Below are 16,115 nucleotides of genomic sequence, written 5' to 3' on the forward strand. Positions count from 1 at the left end.
CGCGATGGGAATGGAATCACTGTCCGCCATCAGTGGAATGCGCAGCACGGGCAACCCTTGTCCGCGTGGGGCGGTGTCAACCGCCCGTGCAGCCTAAACCAGCCGTCATCCGTCTTGCCGACAAACTCGAAGCCTCGCTGCTTGAAGGCCTCGATCACGTCTGCGACCGCTGCGGCGCTGCTCATCCAGCCTTTGTTCGCCCGACAAGTTCGCTCGGGCCGGCGGTGGCGGGAGCTGCGGCAATGGTGGCGGCAACGGATACCACCTTGACCCGATCCGGCTCGTTCGGAAAGCGCGGGCCGAATTCGCCCTGCATCCAAATGCAGGCCTGTGAAGGGCTGCCGGCGTCGGTGGCTCCGCGCAGCACCTTCTCAAACTCTTCGAATGCCTTTGCCGCTTCTTCGACACCCGCTTTGCCAAGTCGCTCTGTGAGCGACTCAGACTCATCCACGGGGTTGTTCACACCCGCCCGCAACCTGGCCGGCAGTGCCGCGACGACATCCAGCAAAGCGAGGTCGTCGCGCCTATCGCGTTTCTCAAAGAGCGGGGCCGCGGCGGCCATCAACAGGATCGAGGCAGGTCCTCCGCTGGACCACTTCCAATCGCGGAACGCCTTCAAGTAACGAACCACGCGGCGGAACTGCTCCCCCTTGGCTTCCACTTCGCCCAGGAACCATTCCTTCACGGGCCTCGGGTCAGAGGACATCCAGTTGCATTCACGATGGGCCAGGAGAACCTTGTCAGCCGGCAGCGCGGTCCAGGCATCGCGCTCTGCCATGTTCACCGCTTCCGTCAGCGAGTCGTAGCCATATCGCTCCATCGAAGCCTTTGCGAGCGTGACAAATTCCTCGTCGGGAATGGCGTACAGAGGAATATCAATGTGAGCATACGCAGCAATGACGATGCGGATGCAGGTCGGCTTGTCGGTGACAAGCTTCCACCGCCTTTCCTCGACCAGCGGCTTCAATGCTTCTTCCGCAGCGGCAAAGAACACCGTCGCCGCAGTGCTGGGACGCTTCGTCTGCGAGACGAAACTCATTGGCAGATAGCAGCCATCATCGACATCCGCCTGCTGAGGGTGTTGTGCCGGGGCGTTCAGCGTCTTGTATGCCCACGACCCTTGCGTGAAGAAGCGCGGCTGCGGCACGTCTTCCGTGTATCCGTTTGCCCTAAGCACGCGGGGGATGCCTGTGCGCAGGCAGTCCCTGACGTCAGTGCGTGCGCTGGCGATCCAGGCTCGCTGCCCAGGCGTCAGATCCAGCTCGTCGTGCATGCAGGATTCGTCATCAAGGGTGGTGAAGAAGAGTGGGCTCAAGTTCAGCATGCGGCCTCCGGAACATTCTTGTTGGGGCCGTGATAGAAGATGGGAGCGCCGGCCTGGTGCGCTCGAAATGGTTGGAAAAGAGGATCGCCGAGCGCACGCTGCGCCGCGTGGTTGCCGCGATCCTTGAGCGTATTCGTGGCGCCAATGGAAACCCGATCCAGCGCCTTCACGTCCTTGCTTTGATCCGGCGTCGCCTTGTCGTCGATCTGGAAGTAGTTGTTGCCCAACGCCTGCCGCAGCATGTAGTCCACCGACGACTCCTGGGCGGAGATCACGAGATCGAAGAGTCCCCCGCGCCACTTGCCGAATCCGCGGTCGAGGCTGGCGCCGCCACGAACGGTCGCACCGATGGTCATCGTGCCGATGGCGAGGACCCGAACCAGCGCATCCTGCTTCGGCGCCAGGAACGTCTTGACTTCGTGCAACCCGAACAGGCCCGGGGCGTTGCCCACCAGCCCCCCATCCGCGAAAACACCGCGGTCGTTGCGCGCCAGAGGAAAGTAGACGGGCGCGGCGGCTGTCGCCAACGCCACATCAACGACCTTCATGCGGTGATCCAGCTCAAAGGACGGATGGTGCGGTGTCTTGAAGAACTGCCCGCGTCCCGTCGAGTAGTTGACTGCCGGCACAAGAACACGATGCTTCAGGTCGCCTATCGTGGTCCCTTGGAAGCGCTCGGTCAGTACCTCTTTCAATCCCGCTGAGTCATGCTTTGCAGTCAGCCAGAATCCCAGAAGCCGCCGCGGCAGGCTGCGGCAGCCAAAGATGCGGCTGCCCTGTTCTTCAAACAGTGCCTTGAGTTCGTAGGCCGGAATTTCCGCAGCCAGCCCCAAAGCCAGCATCCCTCCTGCCGATGTGCCGCAAATCAGATCAAAGTGCGAAGCGATCGGACGGCCCAGCACGGTTTCGAGTTCGGCGAGAACCGTGGCGGTGTACAGGCCGCGATAACCGCCCCCTGACAGGGCGAGCACATGGTAGGTAGGGATGCCCGTCATGGCACTTCAGCCCTTCGGCGGGAAGGAGTCGTTGCCGTGGCTGTCCTTTTCACGGATACGGCCATCCGGACGATGGATGACGAGTTCGGACTGCTGGTTGCGTGCGATACCCCTCGCTGCGTCAATGGCCTGTTGCTGCGTGTCGTGCACGGAGGTCGCCCGCTGATTGCCGGCTCCCTTCACGGCCCAACCGTCCTGATGAGGAACAACATGCTGATTCTTGCCTGCCATGATGACTCTCCTACAGTGGAACTATCGAAGTCCCAGCCGCTCGGCTAGGTTGTCAACGGCCGCCCGCTGTAGCACAATTCGTTGCTCACGCAGACAACAGGAAGGCCGAGCCAATCCAACCTGGAGCAGGCGTAAAACCTACATCTGTTGTCTGGCTGGACAACAATGTATCAGAGCGCGTGCGCCGGTGCAACTGGGCGTGCGGTGTGCGCCTTTGAACATCAACCGGATGTGGAGGGGCAACAGAGGGCTTGGCCCTTCTTCCCGCAACCGCAAGGATCAGAACTCATGCCGCAAACAGGCCTAGGCGTCGCCCTCAAGACGCTACGCGAACGCAGAACCCTTTCACTGCGTGAGATCGGCCAGCTATCGTCAGTTGATCATGCTTATGTCCACCGTCTCGAAACAGGCGAGAAGACAAACCCATCCCAAGACTTGGTTGAGAAGCTATTGAAGGTTCTCAAGCCGGGGGAAAGAGATTCCGCACTCGTGATGTGGCTGGTTGACCACGCAGATGCTGATCCAAGCCTTGTTGAATTCGTGCTACAAGATCCCTCGATCAGCATCGATGTTTTTTCGGCCGCGGCTGGAGTCAGGCATCGGGGAAATGCAAGGCCTGATCCCGCGACGCTCATCGCCCGAATCAAGAAGGCCTTCGACGACGACGACGAGGACGACTGAACATGGACGAGGCGGATGTCAGGCAGAGAGCGCGCGCGTTTGTCGCGAGAGTCGATGTTTCGAACATCCGAGAAGACCTGTCCCCGTATGTGACCGCGGCTAACGCCAAGGTCAAGAAGGATGAACTTGGCGATGGGGAGTCCGGCTATACCGTTACCAAGCCGAACGGGAAGCACATCATCACGGTGAATTCGCTGGAAACAGAAGAGCGCCAGCGCTTCACTGTCTGCCACGAAATAGCTCATATCGTGCTCGGCTTGGAATCAAGTCACGACGAGGTGCCGTCATGGTCCTATGCAAAGCGACATCCGAACGAGATCGCCTGCGACACGTTTGCCGCTGAACTGCTGATGCCCTATCAGCAATGGCTCTCCGCTGTTCCCAAGGAAGAGCCCTCCCTGGATCTCATCCAACACATGGCCGACTTGTTCGGCACATCATTCCCAGCAGCGGCGTCAAGGTTTGCCAGTCTTAGTGACATGCCGTGCGCATTCGTCACCATGGAGCGCGGTGCGGTGCGGTATGCCGCACGCTCAACGGCCTTGCGGCAAGCTGGGGCCTGGATACCTCCCAGGTCGGTCATTCCAGCAGGCTCCGTGGCTCACCGAATCCGCTCTTCAGGGAATAGCTCCACTGATACGGGGGAAGTTTCACAGGACGTCTGGTTCGACAACTGGGAAAAGGGCCTTGACCTCTGGGAACTTTCAAGACATTACCAGCGCACCGATACCACCATCTCCTTGCTATGGTTCGACAGCGACGATTTGCCGGAAGTTGAGGTGAACCGCTTCGGCGCACGTGTCGAAGACGATGGAGGCTTGGCTGAACTGACGGGAGAACTGCCATGGCCGGGGCGAAGCAGGCGCCGCTGAAAAGCGATCACGGCCACGACCGCAAGGAGGTTACTCCTATACGCCATTCGCGCGTTCTTACAGGTACTTCTTGAATGTCGCCGCCGCAATGCACACCGCCACGCCGAGCAGTGCGGCGCTGGGCAGCAGGATCAGCAGCGGGTTCACGCTGACCGGCAGTGCCAGGTAAGTCACCCACGGCAGTACGGCCAGCGGGATCAGGCTGGCCCTGGCGCGGTGATAGATGAACCCCGATTCGCGTCCCGCGCCGAAGCGGCGGATGTCCCGGCGCACCAGGCCGTCCACCAGCCCGACGAAGGCGGCCATCAGGAACAGCGGCAGGGTCAGGCACAGCACCAGCAGCCGCACGAGGAAGACCAGCGTCGTGTAGGCCGCCGCGATCAGGTAGCTCTCCACGTTCACGTAGACCAAGCCGATGTAGTAGCGGAAATCCTTGGTCGGGCGATGGCTGCCGGCGCTGGCCTGCGTCGAGGCGTCGCGTATCCAGTCCAGCAGGCCGCTCTTCACGAACAGCCAGTCGTAGCCCTGCTCGACCATCCGGTGCGCGGTGCGCCCCGGCTCCTGAACCAGCGCGCTGCGCGTGAAATGCGTGGAGAGCTGGTCCAGCTCGTAGTGCAGCATGCCCTGTGCGTGGCGCCAGCCCTGCTCGGGCCAGAAGAAGTGCATGCCGACGCACTCGATCAGGATGCACAGCAGCAGCGCGCCGCACAGCACGCCGAAGAAGCGGAACGGCAGCGTGACCAGGCCGGCGATCAGCCCCTGCTGTCGTTGCTGCTGGCGCTGGGCCGCGACGGCCGGATCGCTCATGCTTCGGCCTCTTCGGCGGCGGCCATCTGCTTGAAGTCGTCCAGCAGGTCGTCGGGCAGCGCCTTGTCCTGCAGGCCGGGGATGCCTTGGTTCTCCCACCAGTCTCCTGCCTCGACGTAGTGCTGTCGCATGTAGCCGGCCAGCTCCTGCAGATCCTTCGGCATGGCTTCGTCGGGATCGGGCGCCGGCAGCGGCATGCGGACTTTCCAGAGGTTGCCGCCCTCGGTCAGCGCGAAGCACTGCCCCTTGGGCAGCGCCACCACATGCGCCGGCTCGATCAACGGCACACTGTTGCTGCTGATGCGGTCCTGGGTGTTGGACGTGAAGGCGGTATTGCCGTGCGGGTCGGAGCTGTCGGTGGCGCCGCTCATCAGTGCCGTGGCATACACCTCGACCTTGGGCAGTTGTCGCGTCAGCAGTTCGGCGGTGGCGGTTTCGCGCACGCGCAGCATGAACAGGTTGTTGAAGTTGCCGACCACCTGGCCGGCCTTGGCACGGTTGCCGATGCGCGCCTCGATGTCGCTCAAGGTCTGCGTGTAGGCCGTCACCTGCACGCCGGCACCACCGCCCTTGTTGACCATCGGGATGAACTCGTCGCCCATGAGTTCATTGAATTCGTCGGCGTGGACGTTGATCGGAATCTTGGCGCCCACCGCGGCGCCGGGCAGCCCGTCGTCGATGCCGAACTTGTAGATGTGGCCGGCGACCGAGACCAGATCGCTGAACATCGAGTTGCCCACCGCCGCCGCGACTTCGGCGTCGGACAGCGCATCCAGCCCCACGTAGACGACCGCACGTTTGCGGATGACCTGCATCCAGTCGAAGATCGGCCGCGGGTCGGACAGGTCGGAATAGTTCGGTGCGAGCAGTTGCGCGATCTTGCCGGTGGTGAGCTTCTCCAGCAGCGGCAGCAGCGACGCGACGATCTTGTCGAAGTACGTCCGGTCGTAGCGCACGGCGCTGCGCAGGCCGTCGAGCACCGGGTCATAGATGCGCACCTGGGACAGGTACTGTTCGAGGGCCACCACGCGCTTTTCGCGCCCGATCATGTTGCGCGGGATGTTCTTCTCGTTCAGCTTCGCTTCGAGCTGGACGATGACCTCCCAGGCCTTCGGCTCGTTCTTGGCGAAGTAGTGCTGGGCGTACTCGATGAACAGCGCGTCGATGTTGATGACGTGGCGCTGGATCAGCAGGTAGTCCGGCCGCTGCCCCAGCTCGACCAGGGCGCGCGCGATGATGTTGACGAAGCGCCAGGCGAATTCGCGGAACGCGGCGCTGTTGCCTTCCCCCGAGAGCTGTCCGGCGATGCGCGTGGCCACCTCGGAGATCCGCCCGAACCGGCCGACGGCGTTGTAGCGCGCCGAGATGTCCGGCCAGCCCAGATGGAACACGTAGAACTCGCCTTCGCGCCCGGCGCGCTTGGCCTCGACGTACATGCGCTTCAACAGGTCCGCATCGCCCTTGGGGTCGAAGACGATCACCACCTCGTGCTCGCCGCGGACCTTGCGGCGGATGTCCTGGGTGATGAACAGCTCGGCCAGCCGCGTCTTGCCCACGCGCGTGGTGCCCAGCACCAGGGTGTGGCCGACGCGCTCGCCCAGCGGCAGGGTGACGTCGGCCTCGTGCGGCTCGATGCCATGCAGGCGCGGCAGTCCGCCGACCGGCGGCAGCGGCCGTGCCGGGTTGAGCGGGCCGTCCCAGGCCAGCGCGCGCGCCAGCGTCGAGACGGGAAACGGCGCGAACTCAAGCCGCTCCTCCAGCCGCCGGGCGGCCCGGTAGACCGCCGTCGGCTCGACGTAGCGGCGGAACTCCGGCCGGTAGGTCTGCATCAGCCGGTGCGTGTGCCGCTGCTCCCAGCGAAAGCCGCGGCCGACGAACAAGCGTTGCTGACTCACCGGCACGTCGCGGCTGGTCATCACGTAGCGCGGCAGGCGGCGGATGTTGCGGCGATAGCGCAGGATCGCCCAGGCATCGCGCAGGCGAATCGCGCCGAAGGTCAGGAAGGCCAGCGCCGAGCCCAGGCCGAGCAGCGGGTTCAGCGCGAGCGACCACGGTGCCACCAGGCACAGAATCGCGGCGCCGGTGCAGACCGCCACGGTGTAAAGCTCCACCGCTGGCCGCAGCAGCACCTCGACCGCATGCGGTTGGGCCATTGGCGCACCTACTGCTCGACGCCGGTGGACGTGATGAGCACCGGGTAGTGGCGCAGGCCCAGGCGCTGGGCCAGGTCGTCGCCGGAAGCCGGCGAGAGGGTCAGGCCGGGAGCCAGCCTGCGCAGCGCCGTCAGCGCGGCCATCGACTCCACGTTGACCACCAGGCCCACGGCCCCCAGCTCGCGCAGCGCGGCCTGCCGCTGCCGCAGCCAGGCGCGCGAACGCTCGTCGTCGCCGATCAGGAACAGCGCGGTCAGGCCCGGCGCCCGGATGACGCGGCGCTGCACCTCGCCCGGCGACAGTTGCGTCGAGCGCACCGGCAGCATGGCGGCTTCGGCGTCGGCCGCGTTGCCCACGCGAGGGGCCGGCATCGGGGCCGGCGGTGCGACCTGATCCGGCTGGGGATTCAGCGGCCGGTAGTAGGGCAGCGCGGAGTCGCCGCCGCGGTCTTCGACGACGATCAGGGGCGCGGAGGCGGTCTGGGCGAAGACGGTGGTCGTGGACAGCAGCCCGATGGCGGCGATGAAAACGATGTGGTTCATGGCGTGGTGGCCTGAAGGGTTGGAACGGGAACGCCGGGGTCGAGCACGCGGGTCAGGTGCCGATGCACACTGCGCCGGTAGCGTGCCGCGGGCGCCCCGCCGGCGGGCCGGTGGTAGCGGCCGATGGCAAGCAGCCACTCCTCGCCCGGCGTGTGCTGTTCGCGCAGGATTTCCGCAGCGATGGCGAGGTTGCGGTACGGGTCCAGCAGCTCGCAGGGCTGCGTGTAGCGATGCGTGTGGTAGCCGAGATTGACTTGGCCGAGGCCGGCGTCGATGCGATTGGCCGGCGTGCTGGCGAGTGCCCGGCGTAGCCCCGCGCAGGCCTCCGCGCGGGTGGCATAGCGCTGTGGCGAGCCGGCGACGTTGAGCGTCCACGGCCAGGGGATCAGGCGCCCGCGCAGCATGGCGCCGCTCTCCTGCAAGGCCACCGCGTACAGCACCGCCGCCGGCACGTCTGCACGATGCGCCGCCAGTTGATAGGCCGGCGGCGGCACTTCCCGCGCGAGGGCGGCCAACGTCCAGCCGCCGGTGGCGAGCAGCAGCGCGGCGCTGGCGCAGCGGATGGTGACGCGGGATGGCCGACGCTCCCGGCCCGGAGTACCTATTGCCGCTGCCATTGGCCGTTCACCTCGCGCACCACGGCCGGCAGATCGCCGGGCAGGCCGAGCGACAGCCAGCGCCCCGCATCGTGGTTGAGCGTGATGGTGCGGGCGCGCACCCTGGCCGGGTCGATGCCCGCCTGGGTGGCCCACTGCCGGATGCGCGCGTCGTCCTGACGGCTGCCGACCATGTAGAGGTCGAAGGCCGTGCCGGCCGCCTGCAACTGCTGCACGCGCTGCGCGCACGGTGCGCAGTCGGCCTTGACGAAGACGGCCAGGCGCCCGGAGCCGGTGTTGCCGGCACCCTGCGCCTTGGCACCGGGAAGGCTCACGCGCGGCTGGCCGGGAAACAGGCGCTGCCACGCCGCGTCGTAGGCCCGCTGGTAGGCCAGCGTCTTGCCGACGCGCCGGGCCTCGGCCTGCACCTGCAACTCCGCGTAGCGCCTGCGCTCCTCCTCGCTGCGGGCCTCGATGCCGAGCGCCGTGAGCGGATCGAGCTGGGGCGAATAGACCCCGAGCGGCCCCTGCATCAGTTGCCGGTAACGTGCCCACTCCTCGGGCTGAAGCCCCCACTCCCGCGCCTGCCTCTCGTCGAGCGCGGCATCGGCGTCCGGCTGCACCTGGGCGGGCACCATGCGCGAGTTCGTCACCGGGGCTGGCTGGGCGGATGCGCCGAAAGCGGCGAACAGGACGATGGCAGCGAGCAACGGCCACAGGTTCATGGCGACCTCCTACGGTACCGCAACGCGCTGCGTCTGGCCGTTCACCCGGAACACGCCCGCCTGCGCCTCGATGGACTGCAGTTGCCAGCCGCCCTCGGCATCGCCCTCGCGCAGCAGCCGGGTGCCCGCGAGCGAGGCCGCGGCGGTGGAGGTGATCGACAGAAAGCGCTCGCCTCCCCGCAGCTCCACGCCGAGCACCCGGAACGGCGGCTCCGGCACCTTGGGCTTCGTCGCAACCGGAGTGCGCGGGCGAGCGGCGGATGCCACCTGCCGGGTCTTCTCCAGGCGGGTTTCGATTCCGTTCACGCGCGCCTGCAGCGTCTGCAGGTCGATGGCCGAGGCCCTCGCCTCCTCCGCCTCTTCGAGGCGCGTCATCCGTTCGTTCAGCGCCTGCCGCGCGTTGGCGAATTCGGCCTGGCTGATCGGCGCCGGCCGGCGCTTGTCCGCATCGGCCTGTTGTTCGAGATCGGCCACGCGCAGGCCCAGCGCCTTGACCTGCGCATCCTGTGCGCTGCTCTGGGTCTGTTCGGCGAGCCGCGACAGGCCGACGTTGTTGATGAGTGCCACGGCACTGATGAGCAGCAGCCAGAAGGCCGCGGCGATCTTGAGCCAGCGCGTGCGGGAATCGCGCTCGGATGGCGCTTGGGGAAAGGTCATGGCTGCATCTCCTCGCGCCGGTCGGCCTCCGGCACGGGCGTGGCGGTGCCGGGCGGGTTGGCGGAAAGGAAGGCGGGAGCACCGTGTCGGCTGAAGCAGACCTGGCGGGTCAAGTCATCGACCGACAGCTCCCAGGCGGGGCCGGCAAGGGTCAGCAAGGCATCGCGCAGCATCAGCGGGCCCAGGCGCAGGTGCGCGGCAGGCAGCGGCAGCGCGTAGAGGGTGGCGGCTTCGGCCGCATCGCAGAGCCGGTAGCCGGAGCGCAGGAGCACATGGCGCATGGCGTCGCCCACGCTGGCATCGAGCATGGGCGGAATCGAGACCTCCACCGCCTGCTGCAAGAGATCACGCTGCGCAGGTTCCGGCACCAGCTCGACCAGGGTGTAGCGGCCGTAGCGGGCCACCGGAACGAAACCCGGCTCCGGCGCGACGGCGGTTGGCGATGCGGCCGGAACCGCTGGCGCAGACGGCGCAGACGGCGCGGCGGTCGTGGCGCACCCGGCGGCCAACAGACTGCCGGCCAGCAAGCCAGCGGCGAGGGCCAGGCGGTGAACAGCGCGGATGGATGGTTGCATGGAGGGCGCTTCCCTGGAACACGGAGCGCTCACCATCGCCGCCGCTTGGCCTGCGGGCAGCAAACAAAACGCACTGACGCCCGCCCGAATACATGGCGGGCGGCGCCATGGACTGTCATACGCCCAAGAAAAACGGCCCCGAAGGGCCGTGGAAAGAAGCCGGCGACCCCGAGGGGCCGCCGGCATGAGCACATGGATCAGACCGTGACAAGCTGCCGTGCCAGTGCCACCTCCACCGAGTCGCCGTCCTGGTTCAGGACATCGAGTCCGGACTCGGGCACGTCGCCCGACGTGCTCTGCGACACCATGATCTTCCGGGCCATCAACCCCAGGCAGGTCATCTGCGAGGAGTTGGCGTAGCCGAGGTAGATCACGCGCACCGGCTGCTTCTGGCCGATGCGCCAGGAGCGCCGGGCGGCCTGCTGCAACGAATACACGTTGTAGCCGGACTGGAGGAACACGATGGTCGGGAACTCCAGCAAGTCCAGGCCGGTTTTCACCAGCTCGGGATTGGTTATGAGCACGTCGATGCCACGGTCCAACTGCTCGGCGATCCAGTCCTCGCGGCGGGAGGCATCCACGCTCGCGCGCAGTACCGCCACCTTGAAGCCTTCCTGCTCCAGCAGCACCTTCAAACGCGACGTGGTGTCGCGCGTGCCGGTGTAGACCGAATAGACCAGGGTCTTGCGACCTTCTGCCTTCTCCTGCTTGCAGATCTCGATCAGCTCGCGTTCCTTGGGCATCACTTCCAGCTCGTTGAACTGAGCCGGCACGAACGCCAAGGTGTTGCGCGTGCGTGGATGCACCACTGTTTCCGACCGGAAGCAGCAGTCCGGCCAAGCCAGCAGCACGTTGAGGACCACTCCGAGCAGCGTCGTGTCGCGCTTCGCCAGGGCCTGCTTCAGCTCCTGGGTCAGCCGACCCGCCAGATCGCGGTAGGCCGCGGCTTGCGCCGTGTCCATCGCGACTTCGCGGAACTCCTCGTCGTAGGGCGGCAGCACGTTGCCACCGATATCCTTCAACTTGAGGAAGACCGTGAACGGCAGGACGCAACGCAGCACGCCCTTCGGCCCGAAGCCCGGCGCCTTGACCGTGCGCACCGATACCTTGGTGCCCTTGGCCGTCTTGTGCGCCGTGCCGGTGCTCTCGGAGTAGATGTCCTTGAGCACGCCGTGATCGCGCATGAACGCCATCGCGGCCGAGGTCATGCTGCCGCTCTTCGTCGGCCGGTAGCCGTCTTCGATCATCCGCCCCGGCAGGGCTCGGAACAGCAGGTGGAACAGGTCGTCGCCGTAGCCGCCCATCAGTGTGCCGGTGAGCAGCAGCGTCTTGCGCGCCTTGGCCGCCAACACCCCCATGGCCTGGCCCTGTGCGGAGCCGCCGTTCTTGTACTCGTGCGCCTCGTCGGCGATGAGCAGGTCGANGGGAAGCTGCCTCTTGATGAACTCGGACGGCTGGTAGCCGCCCTCGCCGAAGCCGAACTCCATGTTGGCCATCGCGCGTTCCATCCGGTGGGCTTGCCGGTCCGAGAAGACCAGCTCGCCGTTGCCATCCATCAGGTTGATGAACTCGTGGATGTTGTCCCCGAGCATCGACGCGAGGAAGGCGTCACCGAACTTTTGCATCAGCTTCTGCGCGGTGACTTCGCCAATTGTTGGAATACGCTTCAGTGCCTTGAGCACGGTCGAGGACTGGTCGCTGGCGGACAGGCCTCTGGGACGAATCAACGACCACAGCGGTGCACGGCAGTGGCTGCACTTGCGGCGGGACTCCTCGGCTTCCAGCTCGACCGGGTTGATCGGCTCGCCGTCGAGGTCGGTGATGACATGCCCGCAATCCGGGCAGGCCACCACGTCGCCGTGAGGCGTGCGCCGCCGAACGAAGTCAGGTTTCCAGTGGAACCCCATCCGCATCCGCACGCGGCCCAGGACGAAGAACTCCTGGCCCTGCGCCGGCACGCCCAACTGCTCGCGCAGTTTCAGCAGCTTGACCAGCGTGTCCGGGCCATTGAGCACCCAGACCTTGGCGCCGGCCACCGTCTCCTGGATCTCGCGCCGCCACTTGTAGACCAGATGCGGCGGAGACAGAACTAGGGTACGGCGGTAGCCTTCGGCGTTGAGCACGGCGGCGGTGGCAATACCCACCGTCGTCTTGCCGCAGCCCATCTCGCCATTGACGATCGCGGCGCGTTCGCCGCGATCGACCAACAGCTCGGTGACGGCGTGGACCACATCGGCTTGCGCCGGGAACAGCTTGCGCTTGAGCGCGGCGAGGATCAGTTGCCGATACACCCGCACCTGGCCGGTGTAGACCGGAGGATTGGCGCGGTTGAGCGAGTCGAGCAGCTCGTCGCCGAACTCGGACACGAAGTCCTGCAGGCTGAGCGTGAGGGGTGAAGCGGCCGCTTCGAGCAGGTCGCCCTGCACAGCGGTTTCAGGAACGGTTTCGAGATCGAGGGACATGGTGATGCTCCAAAGCAATGGGGCATGCACCTCCCCCACGGGGCGGTGACATGCCCGTGGGTGGGAAGAAAGACGCGGCAAAGAAACGTGTAGGTGCCGCTGGATGCGGATCAGTACTCGCTGGGCAGCAGCAGCGTGGTGACGCTGCGATCCCATTCGGTGATGATCCAGAGCTTCAGGCCGGGGTCGACCAAATAGGATGAGAACAGACGATCCTCGCCGGACTGCAACGCGACGTCGTTCAGACGTCGATCACCTTCGTCGAGGTCGCCCCAGTCGCCATGAAGATGGCGGCGCAGGTACGGCGTGGGGTTGAGCCGGCCCTGTCGGACCAGCTCGTCGACGCCGGCGGTCATGACCACCTGCCCGGGCGAAAAGCGTGCTTGTGACGCGAGGTTGAGGACTGCGAGTGCCATGGTGGTTTCTCCTTCTGGAAGAAGGGGCCACGGCACCCCATCGGGGCGACATGACCCCGGTGGGTGGATGAAAGGGACGGCGAACCGTCAGGGAACGGCGATCAGCGGATGGTCAACACCTCGCCCCGTGTCGGGGAGCCAGGCGTCATGTCCCAGGCGCGGATGACCGGCACGAACTTGTCGGTGAGGATGCGCGTCTCGGCCACGGAGCCGTCGTCGCGTTCGGTGTATTCCGTCTGGAGCGTCTTCTCCTTGTGGGTATCACCTTTGACGACGAGCACGCGCCCGGTCCTGGACCTCACCACGCCGGAAATCGCGCCCGCGGCCAGGGCCAGGGCGAGATGCCAGTGGGACAAGGCCCGCGCCGGTGGGCGCAGCGACTGCTGCGCGGCCCCCAGGTGCGTGTCCAGCGCCGGCCAGAGCCCCTGCAGCCGACCGACCTCGTCGGCGAACTGCTCGGGTTCCATCGTCACGCGATAGAAGTGCTCCGGCTCGGCCGGGCTGGCAGGGACGGTGTACGGCAGGAACGGCCATTCGAGCGGCAGTTCCTCGGCTTCGGCGTCACCTTGTCCTATCTGCAGCAGCAGACCGCGCACGGCTTTGACCGACTCCGACGCCTGGTCGCGTTGACGAATCTTGCGTCCGAAGATCACCACCTGCTTGAACTGCGTTTCCACCGCACGGTAGATGCGCAGGTCGGCGAAGTGGCGCGTCAGCCATCCGACCAGTTCGGCGTCGAGCACGTAGGACGGCACGATGAAGATCAGCACGCCGCCGTACTGCAGCAGCGGCAGCGCCCGCTGATAGAACAGCTTTTCCAGCCGTGCACGGCCTTGGCCCTGATAGCCGATGTTGCCGTTCACGTCCTTGCTCAGGTCGCCATACGGCGGGTTCAGCCACAGCAGCCCGAAGGACTGGCGCGAGATCAGTGTGTCCATCAGGTCGCCGTGGATGCAGCGATCGACCAGTTGCCGTGCGTGGCGGGCACGCTCGGCGTCGTACTCGACGGCGAAGGCCTGGACCTGCTCGCGCCCGAGGGCGTGGGCGGCTTCGGCGATCGCCACGCCTTCGCCGGCGCAGGGATCGAGGATGGACATGGCGCCGGGAGACGGCGCCAGTGCGGACAAGGCCCGCTCCAGCGTCGGCTCGTCGGTGGGGAAGTAGCCGTTACGGATGAAATTGCGCGCCAGGCGCGGAAACATGAGTGCCATGGATTTCTCCTGGTGATGGATGAGGGAAGGCGGGCACGCACGGCGCGCATGCCCGTGGGGATGGCTCACGCCACACGCCGAAGCGGTGCGTTCGCGGCCAGTTCGTACTGCGTGGCGCCGAGGGTGCCGTTGCGGATCAGCTCGCCCAATGCCTTCGTCAGCGCCGGGACATCGAGGGCCAGCCGATGGCCTTCCAGCGGCCCGAGGGCCAAGGGAAGACCGGTCAGCATCCGCCGTGTCTGCAACAGCGCCAGCACGGTGTCGCGCCAGTGGTCGAGCAGTGGCAGCGGGCAGGTGTCCTGCACCAGCGTCCACAGCCGGTCGAGCCGGTGAGCGGAATCCCTGGGCAGAAGCGCCAGCGCGCTGGCGTTGGCCTTGTCTGGCTTCACGCAGCGACGATCGAACAGCCACACATTCGTCAGCGAACCGAACAGCGTTCGCCGATAGGCACGGGTGATGCGCTTTTCCAGGTTCTCGACGTTGCCGACGAAGACCGGGATGGATGCGCCCTGCTCGGTGATGACGTGGAACTGGTCCAGCCCCTGTTCATCCCGGCCGAGGGTCAGGCGGGCGAGGAACTCCTGAACGGCGGTGTCGCGCGCCCAGATCGAGAGAAAGACGAGATTGCCCTGCTCGTCACCGACGCAAGCGTCGGCCATGAGGTCGGGGCATTCGTCGATGCGGTACAGCGGTTTCGCGGAAGAAGGTGCAGGCATGGTGATGTCCTCTTGGAAAAGAAGGAGCAACCACAGCCCGCGGGGCCGTGCTCGCCCCGGTTGGGTGAAGGAAGATGCGTGCCGCTAGACAGCGCGTCCCGCGTGGAAGCGGTGAACCCGCTCGCGCCACTCGGAGCTTTGCACCGGCGCCATGTCGAGATAGCGCAGCGGGCACGAGTAGTAGTACGGATGCACGGACTCATCGAGGGACTTGTAGCCCCAATCGCCGCCCGAACTTTCCAGCAGATGGCAGCCGATGTAGCAGACGGACTCACCGGCCGCGAGGCCCATGACGCCCGCCTGCCTGGCGGTGACGCGAACCACGGTCCACAGAACGTCGCCGTCCAGCGTGTGGTCGATGACTTCGCAGCAAGCGCGTTCGGACGCCTGCGGAGCGAGCAGCTCGCGGATCAACTGATCGCGCGTCTGACGAACGAAGGTCCAGCCCATGAGGGTCTCCTTGAAGAAATGGCCGGAGCCCTCCCCGTCGGGGGAGAACCCCGGCGGGTGGCGGAATGCCGCGCAAGGCGGCGGATGAATCAGGCGGCTTTGAGGTGCCAGTCCTGGGACAACGGAGCGAACTCGTAGCCGAGCTTGTCGAGACGGTCGCGCTGCTGACGCAGCACACGACGATCCACGGTCGCATCGAGCTTCACGGTCTCGCCCAGGGGCCACAAGGCACCGAACAGCGCCGCGTCGTCTGCCTCGGCCGAGGCCGCAGCGGACACGGGAGCCGGTTCGCTGCCGAACGGCGTGGTATCGACCAGGGGATCACGCGGACTGCGCGACTTCGCCTTCGGCTTGGCCGGGGGCGACGCCGGCGCGGGCGCCTGCGCTTCCTCGTCGATCGGATCGACTTCCTGCGGACTCAGCCGGCGGGCTTCGTCGCGGCTCAGGGCGTCGATGTTGGACAGCGTCATCCCGCCCAGATGGGCGCGGATCTCGATGACCATGCGGCCGTTGGCGTTGTACGTGGAGGGGCGAATCTCGACGATGACGAAATCACCGTCGTACTTGCCCTCGCGGTACTGGTCGAGTTCGGCGTTCTTCACTACGAACTCGCCGATCGAGGTCGCCAGGCGGCCGACGTTGAAGTCGCCGTTCCGGCCGTGGATGGTCTTGATGGCCAGTTGGCCGGGGATGGTGATCATG

Annotated in this window: 18 protein-coding genes and 1 pseudogene; 2 read left to right on the forward strand and 17 right to left on the reverse strand. The window is 66.0% G+C overall.

Annotated features, from left to right (window positions below; all coding sequences use genetic code 11):
- Positions 1-181 precede the first annotated feature (181 nt).
- Genes OX89_RS13460 through OX89_RS13470 form a run of 3 tightly spaced genes read right to left on the reverse strand, consistent with a single transcriptional unit; the run spans position 182 to position 2,550 of the window.
- A complete protein-coding gene (locus tag OX89_RS13460; protein WP_041106850.1) occupies positions 182-1,324 on the reverse strand; it encodes a cyclic GMP-AMP synthase DncV-like nucleotidyltransferase in 1,143 nt (380 codons plus the stop codon).
- Positions 1,318-2,319, reverse strand: a complete 1,002-nt coding sequence (locus tag OX89_RS13465; protein WP_017462924.1) for a CBASS cGAMP-activated phospholipase — start codon at positions 2,317-2,319, stop codon at positions 1,318-1,320. The genes OX89_RS13460 and OX89_RS13465 overlap by 7 nt, the downstream gene beginning before the upstream one ends.
- A gap of 6 nt (positions 2,320-2,325) precedes the next feature.
- Entirely contained in the window at positions 2,326-2,550 is a 225-nt protein-coding gene (locus OX89_RS13470) for a DUF2188 domain-containing protein (RefSeq protein ID WP_047350993.1), read from the reverse strand.
- 288 nt (positions 2,551-2,838) lie between these two features.
- Between OX89_RS13470 and OX89_RS13475 the strand changes: the two genes are divergently transcribed.
- Together OX89_RS13475 and OX89_RS13480 are read left to right on the forward strand one after the other, a co-directional pair.
- A complete protein-coding gene (locus OX89_RS13475) occupies positions 2,839-3,231 on the forward strand; it encodes a helix-turn-helix transcriptional regulator (RefSeq protein WP_047350994.1) in 393 nt (130 codons plus the stop codon).
- 2 nt (positions 3,232-3,233) lie between these two features.
- Positions 3,234-4,103, forward strand: a complete 870-nt coding sequence (locus OX89_RS13480) for an ImmA/IrrE family metallo-endopeptidase (protein ID WP_017462927.1) — start codon at positions 3,234-3,236, stop codon at positions 4,101-4,103.
- A gap of 57 nt (positions 4,104-4,160) precedes the next feature.
- Here OX89_RS13480 and OX89_RS13485 read toward each other — a convergent pair whose 3' ends face one another.
- From OX89_RS13485 to OX89_RS13545, 14 genes and pseudogenes are all read right to left on the reverse strand, one after another.
- The gene (locus OX89_RS13485) at positions 4,161-4,910 is read right to left on the reverse strand and encodes a TIGR03747 family integrating conjugative element membrane protein (RefSeq protein ID WP_041106854.1); all 750 of its coding nucleotides are present in this window, start codon (positions 4,908-4,910) and stop codon (positions 4,161-4,163) included.
- Entirely contained in the window at positions 4,907-7,063 is a 2,157-nt protein-coding gene (gene traD, locus OX89_RS13490; protein ID WP_047350995.1) for a type IV conjugative transfer system coupling protein TraD, read from the reverse strand. The genes OX89_RS13485 and traD overlap by 4 nt, the downstream gene beginning before the upstream one ends.
- 8 nt (positions 7,064-7,071) lie before the next feature.
- Positions 7,072-7,605: an integrating conjugative element protein gene (locus OX89_RS13495; RefSeq protein ID WP_047350996.1), complete on the reverse strand. Its 534-nt coding sequence runs from the start codon at positions 7,603-7,605 to the stop codon at positions 7,072-7,074.
- On the reverse strand, positions 7,602-8,222 hold the full coding sequence (locus OX89_RS13500; protein ID WP_047350997.1) for a lytic transglycosylase: 621 nt from the start codon (positions 8,220-8,222) through the stop codon (positions 7,602-7,604). The genes OX89_RS13495 and OX89_RS13500 overlap by 4 nt, the downstream gene beginning before the upstream one ends.
- Positions 8,207-8,926, reverse strand: a complete 720-nt coding sequence (locus OX89_RS13505) for a TIGR03759 family integrating conjugative element protein (RefSeq protein WP_047350998.1) — start codon at positions 8,924-8,926, stop codon at positions 8,207-8,209. Before OX89_RS13505 ends, OX89_RS13500 begins: the two co-directional genes overlap by 16 nt.
- Positions 8,927-8,935: 9 nt before the next feature.
- A complete protein-coding gene (locus tag OX89_RS13510; RefSeq protein WP_047350999.1) occupies positions 8,936-9,583 on the reverse strand; it encodes a hypothetical protein in 648 nt (215 codons plus the stop codon).
- Positions 9,580-10,158, reverse strand: a complete 579-nt coding sequence (locus tag OX89_RS13515; protein WP_047351000.1) for a PilL N-terminal domain-containing protein — start codon at positions 10,156-10,158, stop codon at positions 9,580-9,582. Before OX89_RS13515 ends, OX89_RS13510 begins: the two co-directional genes overlap by 4 nt.
- A 197-nt stretch (positions 10,159-10,355) precedes the next feature.
- Positions 10,356-11,581 (reverse strand): DEAD/DEAH box helicase (locus tag OX89_RS19155; protein WP_234305567.1); only part of this gene is annotated, 1,226 nt, incomplete at its 5' end.
- Between the two features lies 1 nt (position 11,582).
- Positions 11,583-12,620, reverse strand: a pseudogene (locus tag OX89_RS19160) (DEAD/DEAH box helicase family protein); the annotation flags it as partial.
- Between the two features lie 110 nt (positions 12,621-12,730).
- A complete protein-coding gene (locus OX89_RS13525) occupies positions 12,731-13,036 on the reverse strand; it encodes a hypothetical protein (RefSeq protein WP_047351002.1) in 306 nt (101 codons plus the stop codon).
- Positions 13,037-13,137: 101 nt separating this feature from the next.
- Complete coding sequence (locus OX89_RS13530) at positions 13,138-14,247, reverse strand: DUF6094 domain-containing protein (RefSeq protein WP_047351003.1); 1,110 nt, start codon at positions 14,245-14,247, stop codon at positions 13,138-13,140.
- Positions 14,248-14,312: 65 nt separating this feature from the next.
- A complete protein-coding gene (locus tag OX89_RS13535) occupies positions 14,313-14,963 on the reverse strand; it encodes a hypothetical protein (protein WP_026353029.1) in 651 nt (216 codons plus the stop codon).
- Positions 14,964-15,047: 84 nt separating this feature from the next.
- A complete protein-coding gene (locus OX89_RS13540) occupies positions 15,048-15,413 on the reverse strand; it encodes a hypothetical protein (RefSeq protein WP_013982123.1) in 366 nt (121 codons plus the stop codon).
- An 89-nt stretch (positions 15,414-15,502) separates the two neighbouring features.
- Positions 15,503-16,114: a DUF3275 family protein gene (locus OX89_RS13545; RefSeq protein WP_047351004.1), complete on the reverse strand. Its 612-nt coding sequence runs from the start codon at positions 16,112-16,114 to the stop codon at positions 15,503-15,505.
- Position 16,115: the final 1 nt, after the last annotated feature.

It is taken from the genome of Diaphorobacter sp. J5-51 (assembly GCF_001023515.1).
Classification (GTDB): Bacteria; Pseudomonadota; Gammaproteobacteria; order Burkholderiales; family Burkholderiaceae_C; genus Diaphorobacter; species Diaphorobacter nitroreducens.